Here is a 15755-nt window from a genome sequence, read left to right on the forward strand (position 1 = left end):
CGCCGGGAAGGGCTGTGAAACTAGTCTTGAAACGGATCGGTCACAAGTATCGTGTCGTCCCGTTCCGGGCTGGTGGAAAGCAGCGCCACCGGAGCCCCGATTAGCTCCTCGATATAGCGGACATACTTGACGGCTTGCGCCGGCAAATCATTCCAGCTCCTGGCGCCGGCCGTGGTCCCCTTCCAGCCTTCGAGCGTCTCGTAGATGGGCTCGACCCGCGCCTGCGCGCCCTGGCTGGCCGGCAGGTAATCGATCGTCTCGCCGTCGAGGCGATAGCCGGTGCAAACCTTGATCTCGTCCAGCCCGTCGAGCACGTCGAGCTTGGTGAGCGCGATGCCCTTGATGCCGTTGACGGCGACGGCCTGGCGCACCAGCACGGCGTCGAACCAGCCGCAGCGCCGCTTGCGTCCCGTGACGACACCGAACTCGTGGCCCCGCGTGCCCAAAAACTCGCCGATCTCGTTCTTCTGCTCGGTCGGGAACGGCCCCTCGCCGACGCGGGTCGTGTAGGCCTTGGTGATGCCGAGCACATAGCCGATCACGCCGGGACCGACGCCGGAACCGGCGGCAGCCTGCCCGGCCACGGTGTTGGACGAGGTGACGAAGGGATAGGTGCCGTGGTCGATGTCGAGCAGCGTGCCCTGCGCGCCCTCGAACAGGATGCGCTCGCCGGCGCGACGCTTGTCGTCGAGCACTTTCCAGACGCGGTCCATGTAAGGCAGGATCTCGCCGGCCACCGAGGTGAGCTCCTGCATGATCGCCTCATGCGTCGCTTCCGGATGGCCGAGCCCGCGGCGCAGCGCGTTGTGGTGCGTCAGCAGCCTGTCAACCTTCAAGGGGAGCGTTTCCAAATCCGCCAGATCCATCACCCGCACCGCCCGCCGTCCCACCTTGTCCTCATAGGCGGGGCCGATGCCGCGGCGGGTCGTGCCAATCTTGGTTCCGGAATTCGAGGCGGCGTCTTCGCGGAATCCGTCCAGCTCCCGGTGCAGCGACAGGATAAGCGCGGTGTTTTCGGCTATTTTCAGGCGCTCCGGCGTGACCTCCACGCCCTGGTCCTTGAGCTTCTTGGCTTCGGCCACGAAGGCATGCGGATCGAACACCACGCCATTGCCGATGATCGAGAGCTTGCCCTGCCTGACCACGCCCGAGGGCAGCAGCGACAGCTTGTAGACCTTGCCGTCGACGACCAGCGTATGGCCGGCATTGTGGCCGCCCTGGAAGCGCACGACCACGTCGGCCCGTTCCGACAGCCAGTCGACGATCTTGCCCTTGCCTTCGTCGCCCCACTGCGAGCCGACGACCACCACATTGGCCATGTTCTTTTCCCTTGAAATGCCGCGCGGGCGGCCTGAAACGACAGGCCTCTATAGCGTCAAGCGCCGGCCCGCGCGACCCTTTCTTTGCCGCCGAAACCATCCCTGGAACATGATTTGAAAGCGGAAGCCGGCTTTCGGAACCCGATCGTGCTCCAGGAGTTGGATCGGGATGACGATCCCGGCGAAGCCTCGTCCCGATCAGGCATAACAAATTCCGGCTTTCGCATCATTTACTTGCCGCCGCCGCCATTCTAGGCCGGCCGGAACCCGCGAACATCCATGCAGGGCCGGATATTTCATGCACAGAGCCGCCTATCTGTTCCTCCTGTCGACCATGTTGTTGTGGGGCGGCAATTCGGTGGCAGGCAAGCTTGCCGTCGGCCATGTCTCGCCGATGACCCTGGTGTTCCTGCGCTGGGTCATGGCTGTGCTCATCCTGCTGCCCGTCGGCTGGCGGACACTGCGCGAGGACTGGCTGGAAGTGCGCAGCCACTGGAAACTGCTTGCCGGCCTCGGCGCGTGCGGCTTCACCATCTTCAACGTCATCTTCTACACGGCGCTCAACTACACGACCGCCATCAACGTCTCGATCGAGCAGGCCGCCATCCCGATCGTCATCATCCTTGCCAATTTCATGCTGTTCAGGCTGCGCGTGCAGCCCCTGCAGATCGTCGGGGTCGTGCTCACCATCGTCGGCGTCGCGCTGACCGCCAGCCATGGCGACCTCGGCCAGCTCTTGAAGCTAAACCTCAACTTCGGCGACGCCATCATGCTTGTCGCGGTGCTTTGCTACAGCCTCTATTCGGTGGGCCTGCGCCTCAAGCCTGCAATCCGCTGGCAGAGTTTCATGCTGGCGCTGTCGATCGCCGCGCTGTTGATCTCCCTGCCCTTCGTCACCTGGGAGATCGCGGCCGGCCGCGCCATCATGCCGGACGCGTATGGATGGGCGCTCACGCTCTACACGGCGCTTGGCGCCTCGGTCGTCTCGCAGGTCCTCTACATCAAGGGCAACGAGCTGATCGGCGCCAACCGCGCCGGCCTGTTCATCAACCTTGTGCCGATCTTCGGCACGCTGCTTTCGGTGCTTATCGTCGGCGAGCAGTTTCAGCCCTATCAGGCCTTCGCACTCGCCTTGGTGCTGGGCGGCATTGCGCTCGCCGAATACAGCGGCAGTAGAACAGCGCTGCAGGCGGGATGATTGTTCTCGATCACGCGCCGACCAACCGTCCGTGACGGCTGTCTCATCCACGCCCCGACGGCTCGTGCCGGCGGGGCGTTTTTCATATCAGGCCTTCACTCGGCGCCGACGTCGAAATGCAGCGGCTTGGCCGAGTCGATCGATTGGTGCGCCCGCAGCTGATCGAGCACTTTTTCCGGGAACGGCGCGTCGAGATAAAGCAGCGCGATCGCGTCGCCGCCCGGCCGGTTGCGGCCGAGCTGGAAGTTGGCGATGTTGACGCCGTTCTCGCCGCACACCGTGCCGAGCAGGCCGATGATGCCGGGCGCATCCGCATTGGTCGTGTAGAGCATGTGCTGGCCGACCTCGGCGTCGAGATTGATGCCTTTGATCTGGATGAAGCGCGGCTTGCCGTCGGAGAAGCAGGTGCCGGCGATCGAACGCGTCATGTGCTCGGTCTTGACCGTCAGCTTGATGTAGCCGTCGAACACGCCCGACTTGTCGCGCTTGACCTCGGCGACGATGATGCCGCGCTCCTTCACCATGATCGGCGCCGACACCATGTTGACGTCGGAGACCTGCGGCCGGATCAGGCCGGCAAGGGCGGCGCTCACCAGCGCGCGCGTGTTCATCGTCGCCGTCGAGCCGTCGAACAGGATCTCGACCTCCTTGATCGGATCCTCGGTGACTTGGCCGACGAAGGCGCCAAGCACCTCGGCGAGCTTGACGAAGGGCTTGAGCCTCGGCGCTTCCTCGGCAGTGATCGAAGGCATGTTGATGGCGTTGGAGACGGCGCCCTTGATAAGATAGTCGCTCATCTGCTCGGCGACCTGCAGCGCGACATTCTCCTGCGCTTCCGTGGTCGAGGCGCCGAGATGCGGTGTCGCCACGACATTGTCCATGCCGAACAGCGGGTTGTTTTCCGCCGGCTCGACCTCGAACACGTCGATGCCGGCGCCAGCCACCTTGCCGCTCTTCAGCGCCGCGACCAGGTCCGCCTCGACGACCAGGCCGCCACGCGCGCAATTGATGATGCGCACGCCGTCCTTCATCTTGGCGATCGCAGCCCCGTCGATGATGTTACGCGTCTTCTCGGTCAGCGGTGTGTGCAGCGTGATGAAGTCGGCGCGGGCGAAGAGCTCGTCGAGCTCGACCTTCTGGACGCCGAGTTCCTCGGCGCGGCTGTCCGACAGAAACGGATCGAAGGCAATCACATGCATCTTCAATCCGACGCCGCGCGTGGCGACGATCGAGCCGATATTGCCGCAGCCGATCACGCCCAGCGTCTTGCTGGTGATCTCGATGCCCATGAAGCGGTTCTTTTCCCATTTTCCCGCATGGGTCGAGGCATTGGCTTCTGGGATCTGCCGCGCCAGCGCGAAGATCATCGCCACAGCATGCTCGGCCGTGGTGATCGAATTGCCGAAGGGCGTGTTCATCACGATGATGCCCTTGCGGCTGGCGGCGGGGATATCAACATTGTCGACGCCGATGCCGGCGCGGCCGACGACCTTGAGCCTGGTTGCCGCATTGATCAGCTTCTCGGTGACCTTGGTCGCCGAGCGGATGGCGAGGCCGTCATACTGATCGATGACTTCGAGCAGCTTTTCCTTGTCCTTGCCGAGATCGGGCAGGTAGTCGACCTCGATGCCGCGATCCTTGAATATCTGTACGGCGGTGGTTGAAAGTTTATCCGAAACGAGAACGCGGGGCGCCATCACGGCCTCCTTGAAGGGAATTGGATGTGTCGGGAAATGGTGGCGGCCCGCAGGCCGCCACGGATTTCAGGCCGCTGCTTTCAGTGACGCCTTCTGCGCGGCAAAGGCCCAGTCGAGCCATGGCAGCAGCGCTTCGAGATCGGCGGTCTCGACGGTGGCGCCGCACCAGATGCGCAGCCCGGGCGGCGCGTCGCGATAGGAGCCGATGTCGTAGGCGACGCCTTCCTTGTCGAGCGCCGAGACGAGGCCCTTGGCGAAAGCCGCCTGACCGTCGGCATCGAGCGCCGCAACATCCGGATCGGTGAAGGACAGGCACACGGACGTGTTCGAGCGCGTTGCCGGATCGACGGCCAGATGGCCGAGCCAAGGCGACTTGCCAACGAACCGGTCGAGCACCGCGGCGTTGGCGTCGGCGCGGGCAATGAGCGCCTCCAGGCCGCCGATCGACTTCGCCCAGTGAAGCGCATCGAGATAATCCTCGACGCACAGCATCGACGGCGTGTTGATGGTCTCGCCCTTGAAGATGCCCTCGATCAGCTTGCCGCCCGAGGTCAGGCGGAAGATCTTCGGCAGCGGCCAGGCCGGCTTGTAGGTCTCCAGCCGCTCGACGGCGCGGGGTGACAGGATCAGCATGCCGTGCGCGCCCTCGCCGCCCAACACCTTCTGCCAGGAGAAGGTGACGACATCGAGTTTCTCAAAATCGAGCCTTTGCGCGAAGGCTGCCGAGGTCGCGTCGCAAATGGTCAAGCCCTTGCGGTTCGCGGGAATGAAATCGCCATTCGGCACGCGCACGCCGGAGGTGGTGCCGTTCCAGGTGAAGACGACGTCGCGGTCGAAATCGACTTGCGCCAGGTCTGGCAGCTTGCCGTAGCCGGCCTCGAACCTGCGCACATCGGCGAGCTTGAGCTGCTTGACCACATCCGTTACCCAGCCGGAGCCGAAGCTCTCCCAGGCGACCATGTCGACGCCGCGCTCGCCGAGCAGCGACCACAGCGCCATCTCGACCGCGCCGGTGTCGGACGCCGGCACGATGCCGATGCGATAGCTCGCGGGAACCTTGAGGATGTCGCGCGTCAGCTCGATCGCCTGTTCGAGCTTGCTCTTGCCGATCTTGGCGCGATGGGAGCGCCCGAGCGCGGCCTTCGAGAGCGCCTCGACCGACCAGCCGGGGCGTTTTGCGCAGGGACCTGAGGAGAAATTGGGATTTGCCGGACGGAGTCCGGGCTTGGTAAGCGTCGTCATCGTGGTCTATCCTTCCAGATAGTGGCCCCTCGTTGGGGAGGGGTGGCCCACGGACGGCGATATGCTTTCAGGCTTTCGGCGTCAAGAGCAAAGTTTTTGTCGTTGTCGGGATATTCCCTATGACCAGGGTGCGCGGCCCCGAAATGAAAACGGCGAGCCGTTGGCCCGCCGTGGCATTTCGTAACCCGCTTCGCTTTACCAGAGGTCGTAGCGCAGGCCGAGCTTGACCTGATGATTGCTGATCCCCTTACGGGTGGGATAGGAGGTCAGGCTCTCGGCGGCCACATATTCCGCATTGGGGGCGGAGAAATACTGGTAGCCGAGATCGACCAGGAGGTTCTTGCTTACCTGGTATGCAAGGCCCGCATTGAGCGTATAGGCGAGCGAGTATTGGGTCTTGTTGCTGCTCAGGACGAAATCGTTGGTGGAGTCGGCGCTGTCTGTGTATGAGGCCGAAAGCTTGCTCGTCGTGCGAACCAAACCAATGCCGGCGCCGACATAGGGCGTGACCCCGACATAGGTGCCCAGATCGACATAACCATTGAGGATACCGGAGAACGCGTAGTTCTTCACATTTCCCGAGCCAAGGATCGCCGTTCCCGCCGGTGCGACCCCTGAATCGTCATAGCTGTCGCTGACGTGATTGCCGGGCAGATAGCCCAGGTTGAGATCGGCACGAAGGTAGTCGTTGAAATGATAGCCGAAGCCGATGCTCGCGAAATACGCATCCTCGCCCTCGCTGAAGCTTTCGTTGTTGATCGTTGACGGGAAGGTGAAATCCCCGTTGTCGAAGGTCTTCTGCGGCAGATAGGCGACGTCCCCGCGCAGATACCAGCCCGAGCCGACCTCGACCGGCTGGTAGTCCGGCGCCTGGTCGACATAGATCGGCGGATCGTAGTCGGCCGCGAGCGCCGGCGTCATCGGCAACAGGATGGTTGCGGCAAGCGCTGACGCGATACGCGATCTGGATTTCATGGTCCCCGGCTCCCGAGATTGGCGCCAGCCACGAATACGGGCGCCGTTTCAAGGAGCCATTGTTAACCATAGTGGTTAAGTGGCGGTTAAGGATAACAGGGAGTTACCGAATTGATTTCGATGAGGTTTCACCCGCCGCGCACAAACGAAAACCGCCCGGCTGATGCCGGGCGGTCGAACTGTCGGATGCGCCAGTTCTACTTGGTATAGATCGGTTCCGGCTCAGGCTGATAGGCGACCACCGGCGCGGCGCAGCCGTTATTGCCGCCGAACTGATAGCGCAGACCGCCGCGCACTTCATGCGTGTTGATGCCGTGGTCGAAGCCCGGTCCGGAGCTGGTCGTATCAAATTCGAACATGCGCCCACCCTCGATGTGAGTGAAGCGGTAGCCGGCATCGAGGATGACCTTGTCCGTGAGGCAGTAGGAAGCGCCGGCCATAAGCGCGTAGGCGAAGCGCCAGTTGGACGACCCGGGGTTGGTTTCGGTGGTGTTCGGGTCATGGACCGTGTCCCACTTGACATGCGCACCACCGATGCCAGCGCCGACATAAGGCGTGATGCCGTTCCACGTGCCGATATCCACATAGGCATTGGCAAGCAGAAGCAGAGCGCTCATGCTCGACTCTTCGGTCGATGTCGTGGTCAGATCCGAGGTCTGGCCGTTGAAGTCCGACTTGAACCAGTAGTCGGCAGTCAGATCCGTGCGCAAGTAATCGTTGATCTTGTAGCCGACGCCGGCGCCGAGCGAGAACCCGCCCTTTAGGTCGCCGAAATCGAAATCGTTGGTGCCGGGCGGTGGGCCGTAGGTGATGTAATCGATGCTATCCAAATTCGACCAGTGGTAGTCGATATCGCCGCGGATGTACCAGCCGCCGAGATCGACCGGTTGAGCCTCGACAACCGGCGGCGGCGCTTCCTCGACCGGAGGCGGCTCCGCGAGGTCGGCGGCGAGCGCCGGTCCGGCCACTCCCGCGAGCAGCGCGGCAAACAAAGCCATTCTTGCTGAATTGAACATGCTGTCACCCCTAAGAAGCCTCGGGACGACACCCGCCCGAAGTGATTGACCTCGGGTGTGGATAATGAATTGCAAAGGTTAAAAGCCGTTTAACCGTACCGATTAACCACGAATCTATACAATTTTAGATGGTAGGCCGTTGTCCGGGATCTCTGCGGGCGCACGAAAAAGCCCGCCGGGCGGCGGGCTTGCGAATTCTGAGGAACTGCGCGACCGGGTTCAGGCGGCGCTGCGCGTTTCCTGGAGGATGCCGACGATGTCGTTGACGACCGCCTCGACCAGTTGCGGATCGTCGCCCTCGGCCATGACACGGATCAGCGGCTCGGTGCCGGATGGCCGGATGACAAGGCGGCCGGACTTGCCGAGCCGGTTGCGCCCGTCTTCGATCGCCGCCTTGACCGGAGCTTCCTCCAGTGGCTTGCCACCGGAGATGCGGACATTCTTCAGAAGTTGCGGCACCGGCTCGAATTTCTTCGACAATTCGCTGACCGGGCGGTTCTGCCGCTTGATGCAGGCGAGCACCTGCAAGGCCGAGACCAGACCGTCGCCCGTGGTCGAGAAATCGGAAAGCACGATGTGGCCCGACTGCTCGCCGCCGACATTCAGGCCGTGCGCGCGCATGTGCTCGACCACATAGCGGTCGCCGACCTTGGTGCGATGCAGCTGCAGCTTCATGTCGCCGAGGAAGCGCTCCAGGCCGAGATTGGACATCACCGTGGAAACGACGCCACCGCCGGCCAGCCTTCCGCTCTGGTGCCAGGATTCGGCGATCAGCGCCATGATCTGATCGCCGTCGACGATCGCTCCGTTCTCGTCGACGATGACGACGCGGTCGGCGTCGCCGTCGAGCGCGATGCCGATGTCGGCGCGCACCTCGTGCACCTTCTTCTGCAGGCCAGCCGGATGGGTCGAGCCGCACTCCTTGTTGATGTTGAAGCCATTTGGCTCGACATTGATCGCCACCACCTCGGCGCCGAGCTCCCACAGCGCCTCGGGCGCCACCTTGTAGGACGCGCCATTCGCGCAATCGACGACGATCCTCAGGCCCGAGAGCGACATCGAGCGCGGCAGCGTGCGCTTTGCGAATTCGATATAGCGGTCATGCACGCCGTCGACGCGCTTGGCGCGGCCGAGCCCGTCGGAATCGGCGAGCGCCAGCTCGATGTCCTTGTCGAGCATGCCTTCGATGCGCTCCTCGATCTCATCGGAGAGCTTGTAGCCGTCGGGCCCGAACAGCTTGATGCCGTTGTCGTAGTAGGGATTGTGCGACGCCGAGATCATCACGCCGATATCGGCGCGCAGCGAGCGCACCAGCATGGCGACGGCGGGTGTCGGTATCGGGCCGAGCAGGAACACGTCCATGCCGGCGGCGCACAGGCCGGCAACCATGGCGTTCTCGATCATGTAGCCGGAAAGCCGCGTGTCCTTGCCGAGCACGACGCGGTGACGATGATTGCCGCGCTGGAACGACAGCCCGGCGGCCATGCCGACGCGCATGGCGACCTCGGCCGTCATCGGAAATTTGTTGGCGCGTCCGCGAATACCGTCCGTGCCGAAATACTGACCTGCCATGTCCTTACAGTCCCCGTCGGTTTTTCAGCGGGCCCGTATTGCCACAATTGGGCCGCATCCGATCATCAAATTTCGTGATTGTATATTACCAATCCTTAGAAAAACATTGTCGCGGTCAGCGCAAGTGATTCGACAGCCTATCACCACCTTTGACTTGGCGGCGCTACACCTGCCTACGCGAGCTTTTCGGCGCCCTACCCACCGGCAAACCTTGGCTGGCGGGGAACCCGCAAGCAATTCATCACCTTATCAGGAGCAACACACTTTGTGACGGGTACCGCGCCGGAAGCATCTGGCGCAACCGGACATTGAGAGCTATTGATTTGGCATAGGGACACTTATTGGCGGCATCAAGGGAGAAAACGCCATGCTGATTCATAGACTTGCAGCTTTGACGGGTATCGCCGTCGCGACCTTGTTCCTGGCTGCGCCGGCCAACGCGCTGACCATGGCCGAATGCAGCACCAAGTATAACGCGGCCAAGGACGCGGGAACGCTCGCCGGCCAGACCTGGAACCAGTTCCGCAAGGCGCAATGCGGCAGCGATGCTTCGGCCGCGACCGACGCCAAGCCGGCGACGGATACCAAGGCTGCGACCGATACGAAGGCCGCCGAGACCAAGCCTGCGAAGAAGACGAAGGCGGCCGCCGCCACTTCCGACGAAGCCGCCAAGGGGCTGAGCTCCAAGGAATGCAGCGCCAAGTACCAGGCTGCAAAATCCGCCGGCACGCTGAACGGCATGAAGTGGAACGATTTCCGCAAGGCCGAGTGCGGCCCTGGCGCAACCGCCGCGGCTGCCGCCGCGCCCGCCACTGAGACCAAGCCCGCCAAGACGACCAAGACCTCGACCGCAGCTGCCGACGGCGGTAAGGGCCTGACCATGGCGGAATGCGGCACCAAGTACCAAGCCGCGAAGACCGCCAACAAGCTGAACGGCATGAAGTGGAACGACTTCCGCAAAGCCGAATGCGGCGCCAGCGCTGCTGAAGACGACACCGTGCCGGCTCCGACGGAAGCCACCTACACCAGCGAGCCGGCGAAGCCGACGGTCGCCGCGCCGAAGGGCGTGAGCTTCCCGAAGGCGATTTCGCCGAAATTCGCCACCGAAAATCCGGGAAAGGGCCGCATGCATACCTGCCTCGAGCAGTACTATGCCAACAAGGACGCCAACACGCTGAACGGCCTGAAGTGGATCCAGAAGGGCGGCGGCTTCTACAGCCTGTGCAATGCCAAGCTGAAGAGCTGATCGCCTAATTATTCGAAGAGAAAAGGCCCGCGCATCGCAACATGCGCGGGCTTTTTATTGCGCGCGAAGACGCCCGCAGCCTAGCTCGCATCTGCAGCAGGACTGTCGTCATCATCGGTTCGCCCACACTGCCCACCGCCAGGCTTGTCCGTAGTCGCAAAGATTCCGGTTGAACATATAGAGAACAAACAGTATACAAAAAGACGTCAACTTGTTATCAATCAGGAGGGTCTCAATGTTCAGTTTGAAATTGGCGGCGTTGGTTGTGACGGCACTGGTCGCTTGGAGCGCCTCGCCTGCGAGCGCACTGACGATGAAGGAATGCGGCGAGACTTATCGGGCAGCCAAGGAAGGCGGCACTCTGAACGGCATGGACTGGGCCGCTTTCCGCAAGGAGAAATGCGCGACGTCCGCCGCGGAGAGTGTCAGCTCGGATTCGGTTAAAACCGCGGAGCCAGCAGAAAAGGACACCAGCGCGGCGGTCGCCCCCACTGTAGCGCCGGCGGGCGTGACATTCCCGACCACCCTCGCCGCCGAGTTCAAGACCGAAAAGCCCGCGAAGGCCCGGATGAAAACCTGCCTGCAGGGTTATCACGACAACAAGGAGGCAGGTACGTTGAACGGCCTTCGCTGGATCCAGAAGGGCGGCGGCTACTACAGCCTCTGCAATGCGCGGCTGAAAGCTGAATCTTAAAAAAATCGAATACGGCGGATAAAGCGGCTCACTGTTTTTCCATCATACTCGGGCGTGTCCGAGGATCTGCTGTTAGGCGATATCTGGCGCCCCGGCGAGGGAAGCCTTCTTGTCTCCAAATCCCAAACAAAAACGCCGCGGACCAAGCCGCGGCGTTTCTCGATCGGTCTTTCGCGCACCAACCTCAGCTTGACGGCTGCGGTTCCATGCCGCCTTCGGGCTCAGGGCCCTTCTTGCGGCGGCCGCCGGTGCCGGCCTTCGGCACCGCCGAACCACGGCTGGGCGGGGTGTCGTCGCCGAGGTCGCGGGCCGGCTTGTTGCCCGCGATCAGCTGCTTGATCTCTTCGCCCGACAGCGTCTCGTATTCGAGCAGCCCCTCGGCGAGCGCGATCCATTCCTTCTTCTTCTTGGTCAGGATGGACTTGGCGGTCGAATAGGCATCGTCGATCAGCCGCCGCACTTCGGCATCGATGATCTGCGCCGTCTCTTCGGAGATGTTTTGCGTGCGGGCCACCGAGTGTCCGAGGAAGACCTCTTCCTGGTTGTCGCCATAGGCGACATGGCCGAGCTTGTCGGAGAAGCCCCAGCGCGTGACCATGGCGCGCGCCAGCTTGGTCGCCTGTTCGATGTCGGAGGAGGCGCCGGAGGTGATGTTCTCCTTGCCGAACTTGAACTCCTCGGCGACGCGACCGCCCATCATGATCGCGAGCCGCGAGATCATGTACTTGTAGCTCATCGAATAGCGGTCGCCTTCCGGCAGCTGCATGACCATGCCGAGCGCGCGGCCGCGCGGGATGATTGTCGCCTTGTGCAGCGGATCAGCCGTCGGCACGTTGAGCGCCAGGATGGCGTGGCCCGCCTCGTGATAGGCGGTCAGCTCCTTCTCGGCTTGCGTCATCGCCGACGAGCGGCGCTCGGCGCCCATCATGATCTTGTCCTTGGCGTCCTCGAACTCGGCCATGGTGACGAGCCGCTTGTTGCGGCGCGCCGCCATCAGCGCGGATTCGTTGACGAGGTTCATCAGGTCGGCGCCGGAGAAGCCGGGCGTGCCGCGCGCGATGACCTTGAGGTCGACATTGGGCGCCAGCGGCACGTTGCGCACATGCACCTTGAGGATCTTCTCGCGGCCGACGATGTCGGGATTCGGCACCACCACCTGGCGGTCGAAACGGCCGGGCCTCAGCAGCGCCGGATCGAGCACGTCGGGCCGGTTGGTGGCTGCGATCAGGATGATCGACTCGTTGGACTCGAAGCCGTCCATCTCGACCAGCAGCTGGTTCAGCGTCTGCTCTCGCTCGTCATTGCCGCCGCCGAGGCCGGCGCCACGATGGCGGCCGACCGCGTCGATTTCGTCGATGAAGATGATGCAGGGCGCGTTCTTCTTGGCCTGGTCGAACATGTCGCGGACGCGGCTTGCGCCGACGCCGACGAACATCTCGACGAACTCCGAGCCGGAAATGGTGAAGAACGGCACGTTGGCCTCGCCGGCGACCGAGCGGGCGAGCAGCGTCTTGCCGGTGCCGGGCGGGCCGACCAAGAGCACGCCGCGCGGGATCTTGCCGCCCAGGCGCTGGAACTTCTGCGGATCGCGCAGGAACTCGACGATCTCTTCGAGGTCTTCCTTGGCCTCGTCGACGCCGGCGACATCCTGGAAGGTGACGCGGCCATGCGCCTCGGTGAGCAGCTTGGCCTTCGACTTGCCGAAGCCCATCGCTCTTCCGGAGCCGGACTGCATCTGGCGCATGAAGAATATCCACACGCCGAGGATCAGGATCATCGGCAGCCACGAGATCAGGTAGCCGAACAGCGAATTGGAGCCGTCGGTCTCAGGCTTGGCGGTGATGGTGACGTTCTTGTCCTGCAGCCTGGAGACCAGCGACGGATCGCCGGGCGAATAGGTCTGGAAGCCGTTGGCGTTGTCCGTGTAGTTGCCGAAGACGCGGGCGCCGGCGATGGTCACGCTCTTGACCCGGCCGGAGGCGACGTCCTGCAGGAACTGTGAATAGGGGATATCCGTCGTCGCACCGCGCGTCTGGGGCGTCTGGAACAGATTGAACAGGGCGATGAGCAGGACCGCTATGATCGCCCAGAGCGCGAGGTTGCGATAATTCGGATTCATCTATTGTCCCGTTGGGGCCCGCCTGCGGGCCCGCGATGATTGAGAAGCTTGGCCTAACATAGGGAGAGCGTCACCCCTTGCCAAGCAGAACAGCATGTATCGGTTAAGCTTTCGCCCACCCTCTCCCACCATCATGGCCGCGAAATGGCGACGCCGGCAACGGCGGTGCGCAGACAAGCGCCGCGACGGCGGCAGCCGGCTCAAGGTCGAAGGACGGCAGGAAGCGTGCAAAAGGGGCAACCGCCGGAACGACAGACACCGGTTGCGGGCCGGCATTGCCGCCAGCAAAATCAAGCTGTTCGCCGCCGGACCACAGCGATGGCTCCGCGGCTAGCGCTGCGCGCGACAGGCTTGGTGGGATATCCTCGATCGGGGGCGCTCGCCCGGCAGCCGCAGCCCCAAGCGGCGCGATCACCAAACCGCCCGGTTGGTCTTTCAAAGTGATGCGCCCACCCAAGGTGACGCGGCGTCGGTTGTCCCAAAGCTGGTTGTCTACCGGTGGAGCGGCGGCGGGCAGGTTGCGGTTCTCGCGGCGAAGGAAGATGCCGAACCGGCGCGCGTCGACCACCGTCCGCGACAATGTGGCGCAAAGCGGCGCGGAGCGCAGGCGGGCAAGCAATGCGGCGCAACGCGCCTCGTCTACTAGGAACGACATGCCGCCAACCGTGGCCAGCAGGATGCGCAGCGCGTAAATGGCCGCTTGGCCGTCCTTATGCCCAGCGAAATCGCGATCGAGGCGGATGAGGCCCGGAACCGGTCTGCTGGCGAATGCGTCGATGAGCCTGGCGGCGCGGCGACCGATGTCGTGGCGCTCACGAGCCGCCTGGGCCGACCGCGCCAGCGCCTCGGCGACGCACCGTTCGCCCTCGCCCTGCGCGAGCGCCGCGCGGATGCGCGGCCGCTCGAAGCGGACATCCACATTGGTCGGGTCCTCGATCCAGCCGATGTCGCGATGCCGCAGCATGTCGCGCAGCGCCGCGCGCCTTGTGCCGAGCAGCGGCCGGACGATCCAGGTGCGCCAGTCGAAGAGCGTTGCGGGCGCCATGCCGGCAAGGCCGCGGCCGTCATCCTCGCGCGCCTGCCGCATCAGCACCGTCTCGGCCTGATCGTCCGCGGTGTGGCCGGTCAGGATCAGCTTGATGCCTTCGGCATCGGCTGCTTCGGCAAGCAGCCTGTAGCGCGCCTCGCGCGCGGCCGCCGGCAGGCCGGTCGCGGGCTTGTCGCCGTGCCAGGCAAGAATGCGATGCGCGATGCCGCGCCCGGCGCAGAAGCTGGCAACCAGCCGCGCCTCGACGGCCGAGTCCGGCCTTAAGCCGTGATCGATCGTCACCGCGAGCAGTTTGGCGCCCGATACGGTGCGGTCGAGGTGATCTTTGAGAAGGAGAAGAAGGGCAGTCGAGTCGCTGCCGCCGGACACGGCCGCAACGGCGCCGGTCGAAAAGTCCAGGTCGGTGAAAAGTCTGGTTGAAAGGTCAGGCTTGGTATCGGGCGTCAGCACGCCGCCAGAGCCTTTTCCTGCTTGATGCGTTCCTTGAGCGTGACGGAAACATCGGGATAGCGCTTGCCGATCTCGTTGAAGGTGGCGCAGGCGACGTCGTTCTGCTTCAGGCCGACCAGCGAAACGCCGAGCTTGAGCAGCATGTCGGGCGCCTTCTTGGCCTTCGGGTAGTCCTTGCTGGCGGCGAGGAAGATCTCGGCCGCGTCGCGGTATTTCTGCTGACCGAGCAGCGACTCGCCCAGCCAGTAATGCGCGTCCGCAGCCTTCGCGTCCTTGGGGAAGCGGGAGATATGGTCGCGAAAACCCTGTTCGGCCGTCGGATAGTCCCCCGACAGGATGAACTGGTAGGAATTGCGGTAGAGCTCGTCCGGATCGTTGGTCGACGGCAGGGCCGCGACTTGTGTGTCGCCGGCCTTGTTCTTCTTGGCAGGCGTTTCGGCGGAAGGAGCGCTTGCCGTAGCCGAGGGAGCCTGCGCCGGTGCGTTGGCCTGCGGGTCGGACTCGGCATTGACCACATTGCCGTTCTTGTCGACGGTGATGGTGCCGAAATTCTTCGGCGGCGCGCCGGTGATCAGCTTGCCGGGATCGCCGGTCTGCGACTCCACGATGACGTCGCCGACCGTCTTGCCGCCGCCATTTTGCCCGCCGGTATCGGCCGGCGCCTGCGTCACCGGAGCCTGGGCGACGCTGTTGCCGGTTCCGGCGTCGCCGGTGCCGGAATCCCCGGTGCCGGCATCGCCGAGGTTAGTGTTGCCGCCGGTTCCGTCCTGAGGCGCGGCGTCCGATTTCTTCTGCCCGGTCGGCTTGGCGCCGCCTTGCGCACCGCCCTCGAGCTGCTGGAAGCGGAACTCATTGTCTTCCTGCTGCTTTCGGATCTGTTCCTGCATCTGCAGGATCTGGAAATTCATCTCCTCGATCTTGCCGTTCAGCTGGCGCAGCTGGTCTTCCAGACCGGTCACGCCGCCGCCGCTATCCTGCGCGATCTGCGCCTGTTCAGGCTTCTTCTTGTCGCCGAAGATGCCGAGCGTCGGCAGATGGAAGGTAAAGCCGCTGCCTGACGCCTGTCCGGCGCCGTCGGCCGACGCGGCGAGGCTTGGGAGGCTTGATATGAGCAGCAGCGCAAGCGTGCCGCTCAGGACCGTTCTAAAATGCATTCTGTCTCTCGCGGTGGGTGTTGGC

The 15755-nt window shown here is 63.6% G+C and carries 12 protein-coding genes; 3 read left to right on the forward strand and 9 right to left on the reverse strand.

The genetic code is table 11. From position 1 onward, the window contains the following. Window positions 1–20: 20 nt before the first annotated feature. Window positions 21–1319, reverse strand: a complete 1299-nt coding sequence (locus tag EN862_RS18760; protein ID WP_126080764.1) for an adenylosuccinate synthase — start codon at window positions 1317–1319, stop codon at window positions 21–23. 298 nt (window positions 1320–1617) lie between these two features. Between EN862_RS18760 and EN862_RS18765 the strand changes: the two genes are divergently transcribed. Beyond that, window positions 1618–2517, forward strand: coding sequence for a DMT family transporter (locus tag EN862_RS18765; RefSeq protein WP_127865594.1), 900 nt, complete (start codon window positions 1618–1620; stop codon window positions 2515–2517). A 95-nt stretch (window positions 2518–2612) separates the two neighbouring features. Here EN862_RS18765 and serA read toward each other — a convergent pair whose 3' ends face one another. From serA to glmM, 5 genes are all read right to left on the reverse strand, one after another. Beyond that, the gene (serA, locus tag EN862_RS18770) at window positions 2613–4214 is read right to left on the reverse strand and encodes a phosphoglycerate dehydrogenase (protein ID WP_127865593.1); all 1602 of its coding nucleotides are present in this window, start codon (window positions 4212–4214) and stop codon (window positions 2613–2615) included. 66 nt (window positions 4215–4280) lie between these two features. Continuing rightward, entirely contained in the window at window positions 4281–5456 is a 1176-nt protein-coding gene (locus tag EN862_RS18775; protein WP_127865592.1) for a phosphoserine transaminase, read from the reverse strand. A gap of 195 nt (window positions 5457–5651) precedes the next feature. Continuing rightward, the gene (locus EN862_RS18780; RefSeq protein WP_127865591.1) at window positions 5652–6431 is read right to left on the reverse strand and encodes an outer membrane protein; all 780 of its coding nucleotides are present in this window, start codon (window positions 6429–6431) and stop codon (window positions 5652–5654) included. Window positions 6432–6628: 197 nt separating this feature from the next. Further along, entirely contained in the window at window positions 6629–7447 is an 819-nt protein-coding gene (locus EN862_RS18785) for an outer membrane protein (RefSeq protein ID WP_127865590.1), read from the reverse strand. A 219-nt stretch (window positions 7448–7666) separates the two neighbouring features. Beyond that, a complete protein-coding gene (glmM, locus tag EN862_RS18790) occupies window positions 7667–9019 on the reverse strand; it encodes a phosphoglucosamine mutase (protein ID WP_127865589.1) in 1353 nt (450 codons plus the stop codon). A gap of 367 nt (window positions 9020–9386) precedes the next feature. Here glmM and EN862_RS18795 point away from each other — a divergent pair, with 367 nt between their 5' ends. After that, window positions 9387–10265, forward strand: coding sequence for a hypothetical protein (locus tag EN862_RS18795; protein WP_127865588.1), 879 nt, complete (start codon window positions 9387–9389; stop codon window positions 10263–10265). Window positions 10266–10500: 235 nt separating this feature from the next. Continuing rightward, a complete protein-coding gene (locus tag EN862_RS18800; protein ID WP_127865587.1) occupies window positions 10501–10959 on the forward strand; it encodes a hypothetical protein in 459 nt (152 codons plus the stop codon). A gap of 184 nt (window positions 10960–11143) precedes the next feature. Here EN862_RS18800 and ftsH read toward each other — a convergent pair whose 3' ends face one another. The 3 genes from ftsH to ybgF form a co-directional block, all read right to left on the reverse strand. Continuing rightward, window positions 11144–13078, reverse strand: a complete 1935-nt coding sequence (ftsH, locus tag EN862_RS18805; protein WP_127865586.1) for an ATP-dependent zinc metalloprotease FtsH — start codon at window positions 13076–13078, stop codon at window positions 11144–11146. Between the two features lie 103 nt (window positions 13079–13181). Beyond that, the gene (gene tilS / locus EN862_RS18810; RefSeq protein ID WP_127865585.1) at window positions 13182–14576 is read right to left on the reverse strand and encodes a tRNA lysidine(34) synthetase TilS; all 1395 of its coding nucleotides are present in this window, start codon (window positions 14574–14576) and stop codon (window positions 13182–13184) included. Then, a complete protein-coding gene (ybgF, locus tag EN862_RS18815; RefSeq protein WP_127865584.1) occupies window positions 14570–15730 on the reverse strand; it encodes a tol-pal system protein YbgF in 1161 nt (386 codons plus the stop codon). The genes tilS and ybgF overlap by 7 nt, the downstream gene beginning before the upstream one ends. Window positions 15731–15755 lie beyond the last annotated feature (25 nt).

Source organism: Mesorhizobium sp. M2E.F.Ca.ET.219.01.1.1, assembly GCF_004016445.2.
Taxonomy (GTDB): Bacteria; Pseudomonadota; Alphaproteobacteria; order Rhizobiales; family Rhizobiaceae; genus Mesorhizobium.